Annotated in this window: 5 protein-coding genes; all 5 read right to left on the bottom strand. The window is 63.2% G+C overall.

Annotated features, from left to right (window positions below; translation table 11 throughout):
* Positions 1-48: 48 nt before the first annotated feature.
* Positions 49-1,101, bottom strand: coding sequence for a glycosyltransferase family 4 protein (locus tag HUW43_RS11305; protein ID WP_188237507.1), 1,053 nt, complete (start codon positions 1,099-1,101; stop codon positions 49-51).
* Positions 1,098-1,970: a UDP-2,3-diacylglucosamine diphosphatase gene (locus tag HUW43_RS11310; protein WP_188237508.1), complete on the bottom strand. Its 873-nt coding sequence runs from the start codon at positions 1,968-1,970 to the stop codon at positions 1,098-1,100. Before HUW43_RS11310 ends, HUW43_RS11305 begins: the two co-directional genes overlap by 4 nt.
* A 151-nt stretch (positions 1,971-2,121) precedes the next feature.
* Entirely contained in the window at positions 2,122-3,555 is a 1,434-nt protein-coding gene (locus tag HUW43_RS11315) for an aldehyde dehydrogenase family protein (protein ID WP_188237509.1), read from the bottom strand.
* Positions 3,556-3,666: 111 nt separating this feature from the next.
* On the bottom strand, positions 3,667-5,313 hold the full coding sequence (locus HUW43_RS11320) for an acetolactate synthase large subunit (protein ID WP_188237510.1): 1,647 nt from the start codon (positions 5,311-5,313) through the stop codon (positions 3,667-3,669).
* A 219-nt stretch (positions 5,314-5,532) separates the two neighbouring features.
* Entirely contained in the window at positions 5,533-6,045 is a 513-nt protein-coding gene (locus HUW43_RS11325) for a DUF2846 domain-containing protein (protein WP_188237511.1), read from the bottom strand.
* Positions 6,046-6,145: the final 100 nt, after the last annotated feature.

Here is a 6,145-nt window from a genome sequence, read left to right on the forward strand (position 1 = left end):
TGAATCAATCCGGCGGCCTTCCCGCAAGGCCGTTTATGAGTTTACGGCCTAGGCTGCGACGTCTGTCGTCCTGATCGCGGTCTCCGACACGGTGTCCGTGGGAACGAAGGACAGGGCGCGCGCAAACTGCGCGGTGCAGCTTGCCCAGCTGTATCGCGCGCCGAGCGCGGCGGCGTCCTTGCGGTCGCGCGTCAGCGCGCCGTCGATTGCGCGGCCGAGGTCTTCGTCGAGCGCGCCGGCGTCGTCGGTGACGATGTCGCCCGGCCCCGGAACCGGATAGGCAGCGACCGGCGTTCCGCAGCTTAAAGCCTCGATCACGACAAGGCCAAAGGTGTCGGTGCGGCTTGGAAAGACGAACACATCGGCCCCCGCATAGGCCGACGCAAGCGTCTCGCCGCCGAGCTTGCCAAGGAACAGCGCGTCGGGATGGCGGGCTTTCAGTTCGGCGAGCGCGGGACCGTCGCCGACGACGACTTTCGTTCCCGGTCGATCACAATCGAGGAAAGCGCCGATATTCTTCTCGACCGCCACCCGCCCGACATAAAGCTGGATCGGGCGCGCGAGGCTGGCATAGGCGGGATGAGGCGCGCGGTCGGGGCGGAACAGCGCATGATCGACGCCGCGTTCCCACATCATCGTCTGCGTCAGCCCCTGATCCGCGAGTTCGCGCGCCAGGCTGCGCGTCGCGACCATGATGTGCCGCGCCGGGCGGTGAAACCAGCGGATGAAACGCCAGACGAAGGCGGGAGAGACGGGCAGCCGCGCCGCGACATATTCCGGAAAGCGCGTATGATAGGCGGTGGTGAAGGGAAAGCCGTTCGCGATGCACCAGCGCCGCGCGGCAAGGCCCAGCGGCCCTTCGGTCGAAATATGGATCGCCTGCGGCGCAAAGGCGCGGATCCGGCGTCCCACCGCCCGCCGCCCGGCAAAGGCAAGGCGGATTTCGGCATAGGAAGGGCAGGGGATCGACCGGAACAGGTCGGGCGAGATGACGCCGACCTCGTGCCCCGCCGCGCGAAGCTCTCCGATCGTTGCCTGAAGCGTGCGGACGACGCCGTTGACCTGCGGTTCCCACGCGTCGGTGACGATCAATATCCTCATGCCGCGGCGGGCAGCGGGAGCGGGGTCGGCGCGTTGCGGGCGGCGACTTCCTTCGCCCAGTGCAGGATCTCCATGGTGCCGTCATGATGTTCGACCAGCGCGGTGCAGCCTTCGACCCAGTCGCCGTCGTTATAATATTCGGTGCCCTCGATCTTTCGCATCTCGGCGCTGTGGATGTGGCCGCACACGACGCCGTCGACCCCGCGCGAGCGCGCGGCATGGGCGACGACTTCTTCATAACGGCCGATGAACTGGACCGCATTCTTGACCTTGTGCTTGGCGACCATCGACAGCGACCAATAGGGCAGGCCGAGCTTGTGGCGGACCCAGTTGACCATGACGTTGCACTTCATCAGCGCGGTGTAGGCGGCGTCGCCGACGAAGGCGAGCCAGCGGTGCGCCAGCATCACCGCGTCGAATTCGTCGCCATGGACGATCAGCAGCTTGCGACCGTCGGCGGTTTCGTGGACCGCCTCGCGGCGGATTTCGACGCCGCCGAAATCAAAGCCGTCGAAGGGGCGGACCATCTCGTCATGGTTGCCCGGCACATAGACGACGCGGGTGCCGCGCTTCGCCCGCTTCAGCACGCGCCACACGACGTCATTATGTTCGGGCGGCCAGAAATGGCGTTTCTTCAAGCGCCAGCCATCGATGATGTCCCCGACAAGGTAGAGCGTCTCGCAATCGACATGATCGAAAAAGTCGATCAGCAGCGACGCGTTGCACCCGCGCGTTCCCAAGTGGATGTCGCTGACCCATATCGTGCGATAGCTCCGCCGTTCGCCGATCACGCGTTCGGGAATATGCGGTTCGGTCGAAAAAGAATCGGCGAAGCGGGTGGGTATCGGCAGGGTCGAGATCGATGCCATGTCTCACTCCGTAAGCAGCCTCTGGCTGCCTCCGGCCTAGACAGGAGTTTTGTTACAGCGTGCGAATCAAAGTCGCGACAGTTTAAAGAAAGTTCCACGTCACTTTGGTGACGTTGCCTGTTTGACACAGGCCGGATCAACCATGATCCAATCAGGTTCGCCGGATGATCAGGTTCCTGATTTCGCTCATGTCTTCCATCGCAAAGCGCACGCCTTCGCGGCCGAGCCCGCTGTCCTTGACCCCACCATAGGGCATGTTGTCGACGCGATAGGAGGAGACGTCGTTGACAACGACGCCGCCGACGTCGAGATGGTCCCACGCCGCCAGCACCTTGTGCAGGTCGCGGGTGAAGAGCCCGGCCTGGAGCCCGAACTTGCTGTCGTTGACCTCGGCGAGCGCGGCGTCCCAGTCAGTAAATTGCGACAGGATGACGACCGGGCCAAAGGCCTCCTCGCGCACCAGATCGGTATCGGCGGGGACATTTTCGAGCAGCGTCGCTTCCAGCATATTGCCATTGCACCCGCCGCCCGCCAGCAGCGTCGCGCCCACGGCGATCGCGTCGTCGATCCAGCCTTTCAGCCGCCGCGCTTCCTTTTCCGAAATCATCGGGCCGATGAAGGTGTCGCGATGCTTGGGATCGCCCGATTTCAGCGTCCTGACCCGCGCGGTCAGCATATCGCGGAACCTGTCGTAAACATCGGCATGGATGATCGCGCGCTGCACATGGATGCAGCTTTGCCCCGACTGGTAATAGCCGCCGAAGATGATGCGTTCGAGCGCATGATCAAGGTCGGCGTCGCGGTCGACCACCACCGCGGCGTTGCCGCCGAGTTCGAGCACCACCTTTTTCTTGCCCGCCCTGGCCTTCAGATCCCAGCCGACGCCGGGCGATCCGGTAAAGGAGAGCAGTTTCAATCGCTCGTCGGTGGTGAACAGGTCGGCGCCGTCGCGGCTCGCGGGCAGAATGCTGAACGCGCCTTCGGGCAGCACGTCGCATTCGGCGAGCACTTCGCCCATGATGATCGCGCCCAAGGGGGTCAGCGACGCGGGCTTCATCACAAAGGGGCAGCCCATCGCAATCGCGGGCGCGATCTTGTGCGCGGCGAGGTTCAGCGGAAAGTTGAACGGCGATATAAAGCTGCACGGCCCGATCGGCACGCGCTTCCACATCCCCATATAGCTTCTCGCGCGCGGCGAAATGTCGAGCGGCTGGACCTCGCCATAATTGCGCGTCGCTTCCTCGGCGGCGATGCGGAAGGTGTCGATCAGGCGGGTCACCTCGCCCTCGCTGTCGGCAATGGGCTTGCCTGCCTCGACGCACAGCGCATAGGCAAGCTCGTCGAACCGTTCCTGAAAACGCGCGACGCAATGGGCGAGCACGTCGCGCTTCTCATAGCTCGCGAGCCGCGCCATCGGCTCGGCGGCGCGCACGGCGCCCGCAATTGCCTCGTCGATGACGTCGGGGGTCGCCAGCGCCGTGCGGAAGGCGACTTCGCCAGTGAACTTGTCGGTCACGACAAGGTCGCTGTTCGGCTGCGCCGCCTTGTTGTTGAGATAGAGCGGATAGACGTCTTTCAGCTTCATTTTGCAAATCTCCGTACCCCCGCGAAAGCCGGGGTGCAGGGCTGGAACGCGCGAGGGCTGCGCAAGGACGCCCTCGACCCCGGCTTCCGTCGGGGTGCAGGGGGCAACAGGTCAAAGCTCTTTCGACAGCCTCTTGATGTCATTGTTCAAAATCTGGTCGTTCTCCGAATAATCGACCGGACAGTCGATCAGATGCACGCCCGGCGTGTCGAGGCAATGCGCGAGCAGCGCCTTCAGATGCGCGGCGCTTTCGACGCGGTGGCCGGTCGCGCCATAGCTTTCGGCGTAACGCACGAAATCGGGGTTGCCATAGGTCAGGCCCCAATCCTTGAAACCCATGTTGGCCTGTTTCCAGCGGATCATGCCATAGCTGTTGTCGTTGAGGATGAGCACGGTAAGATTGAGGCCGAGGCGCACCGCGGTCTCCATCTCCTGGCTGTTCATCATGAAGCCGCCGTCGCCGCAGATCGCCATCACCTTGCGGTCGGGATAGAGCATCGCCGACATCATCGCGCTCGGCAGACCCGCGCCCATCGTCGCGAGCGCATTGTCGAGCAGCACGGTGTTCGGCTTGTACGCGGTATAGCCGCGCGCGAACCATATCTTATAGACGCCATTGTCGAGGCAGATGATGCCGTCGTCGGGCATCGCGTCGCGGATCTGCTGCACCAGATAGGGTGGAAAGATGGGAAAACGCTCGTCTTTGGCGAGCGGCGCCGTATGCGCGACCTCAGCCTGGCGATAGGCGAGCAGATGGTCGAACGTCCAGCCGCCGTTGGGAACGATGTCCTCCTTCATCTGCCACACCGCATTGGCGATGTCGCCGATCACCTCGATGTCGGGGAAATAGACGGGATCGACCTCGGCGGTCTTGGTCGACACATGAATCACCGTCGGTCCGCCGCGTTGCATGAAGAAGGGCGGCTTTTCGATCACATCATGCCCCAGGTTGACGATGCAGTCCGACGCTTCGACCGCGCGGTGGACGAAATCGCCCGCCGACAAGGCCGCACAGCCCAGGAATCGCGGGTGCCGCTCGTCGATCACGCCCTTGCCGAGTTGCGTCGTCAGAAAGGGGATGCCGGTCTTTTCGATGAACTGCAGCAGCATCCGGCTGGTCATCGTGCGGTTCGCCCCCGCGCCGATCACCAGCACGGGCGATTTCGCCTTTTCGAGCGCCTTCACCGCCTCGCGGATCGATTTGGCGTCGGCGTTCGGGCGGCGCGAATGGCTGCGCTTCAGCGGCGTCGAATCGGTATGTTCGTCGGCGATATCTTCGGGCAGCTCGATATGCACCGCGCCGGGCTTTTCTTCCTCCGCGAGTCGAAAGGCCTCGCGCACGCGGCTGGGGATATTGTCCGACGACGCCATCTGGTGCGTATATTTGGTGATCGGCGACATCATCGCGACGACGTCGAGGATCTGGAAGCGCCCCTGTTTCGATTTCTTGATCGGCTTTTGCCCCGTAATCATCATCATCGGCATCCCGCCGAGCTGGGCATAGGCGGCCGCCGTGACAAAGTTGGTCGCGCCGGGGCCAAGCGTCGCCAGGCAGACGCCGGTTTTACCCGTATGCCGGCCATAGGTCGCGGCCATGAAGCCCGCGCCCTGTTCGTGACGCGTCAGGATCAGCTTGATCTTCTTCGACCGCGACAGGCTGTCGAGGAAATCGAGATTTTCCTCGCCCGGCACGCCGAAAATATATTCGACGCCTTCTTCCTCCAGACATTCGATGAAAAGGTCGGATGCTTTTTTCATGCGTGTCGCCCCCACTCAAGCCGCGCACCGTCATGGTGCGGCCCCAGATCCTGCCGGCGACCCCTCGGCATCCTGTCGTTGCAGCGGTGCCCGTCATAAGCCCGCGAGTCCCTGCTGCTTCACGCAGGATTTGTAACGAGGGGGGAGGGGGTTGTCACCTCCACCAAAAACGGCCCCACATCGCGATGCGGGGCCGTTCCTTCTGCCGCAGTGCGCGGCCTATTCGGTCTTCGCGGCCTCGACATCGGGGTTCGGCAGAACCTTCGGGCCGACATCGTCGCCATCGACATATTTCAGCTTGTGGCTGTCCTTGTCGAACTCCTCTTGCGTCGAGGGAGCGATGTTCGGGCGGCCGACCATGATCCCCATCTTGATTTTGCACTTCACATAATAGGTTTCGCCGGGCTCGACCTCCAACGTCAGCAGATCGGTCGCTTCGCTCTTGACCGTATAGCTGTGCGAACCCGGATCGACGGGCAGAATGAAATATTTGCCTGCGCCCAGAGCGCTGAGGCGTTCGCCATTTTCATTTACGCCGCAGCCAAGAGCAAAGCCCATGCCGCCCGGCCGATAGAACACTATCTGCCCTTTACCGTCTGGCGGAGTCGGGATGACCTTTTTTGTCCCCTTGCCATCGTCGGCCTTCGTCTCCTTGGCGATGGCGGGCGCCACCTGTGCGGTACCAGCCATCCCCGCGACGGCGAGCAACGCCGCCCCCATCAGTTTCTTCATATCTCAGGTTCCCCCGTTTCGATCGCAGCCTCTGTGTCGGTGGCGGCGGAAGCCGCCGCCTCTCCGCTTGTGGCGGGCTTGTCCACAACCGGATCGGCCG

This window comes from Sphingopyxis sp. LK2115, from assembly GCF_014595975.1.
Lineage (GTDB): Bacteria > Pseudomonadota > Alphaproteobacteria > Sphingomonadales > Sphingomonadaceae > Sphingopyxis.

Coding starts and splice junctions, on each gene's coding strand:
- HUW43_RS11305 (WP_188237507.1), bottom strand. CDS start 1,101: ATGAGGATATTGATCGTCACCGACGCGTGGGAACCGCAGGTCAACGGC.
- HUW43_RS11310 (WP_188237508.1), bottom strand. CDS start 1,970: ATGGCATCGATCTCGACCCTGCCGATACCCACCCGCTTCGCCGATTCT.
- HUW43_RS11315 (WP_188237509.1), bottom strand. CDS start 3,555: ATGAAGCTGAAAGACGTCTATCCGCTCTATCTCAACAACAAGGCGGCG.
- HUW43_RS11320 (WP_188237510.1), bottom strand. CDS start 5,313: ATGAAAAAAGCATCCGACCTTTTCATCGAATGTCTGGAGGAAGAAGGC.
- HUW43_RS11325 (WP_188237511.1), bottom strand. CDS start 6,045: ATGAAGAAACTGATGGGGGCGGCGTTGCTCGCCGTCGCGGGGATGGCT.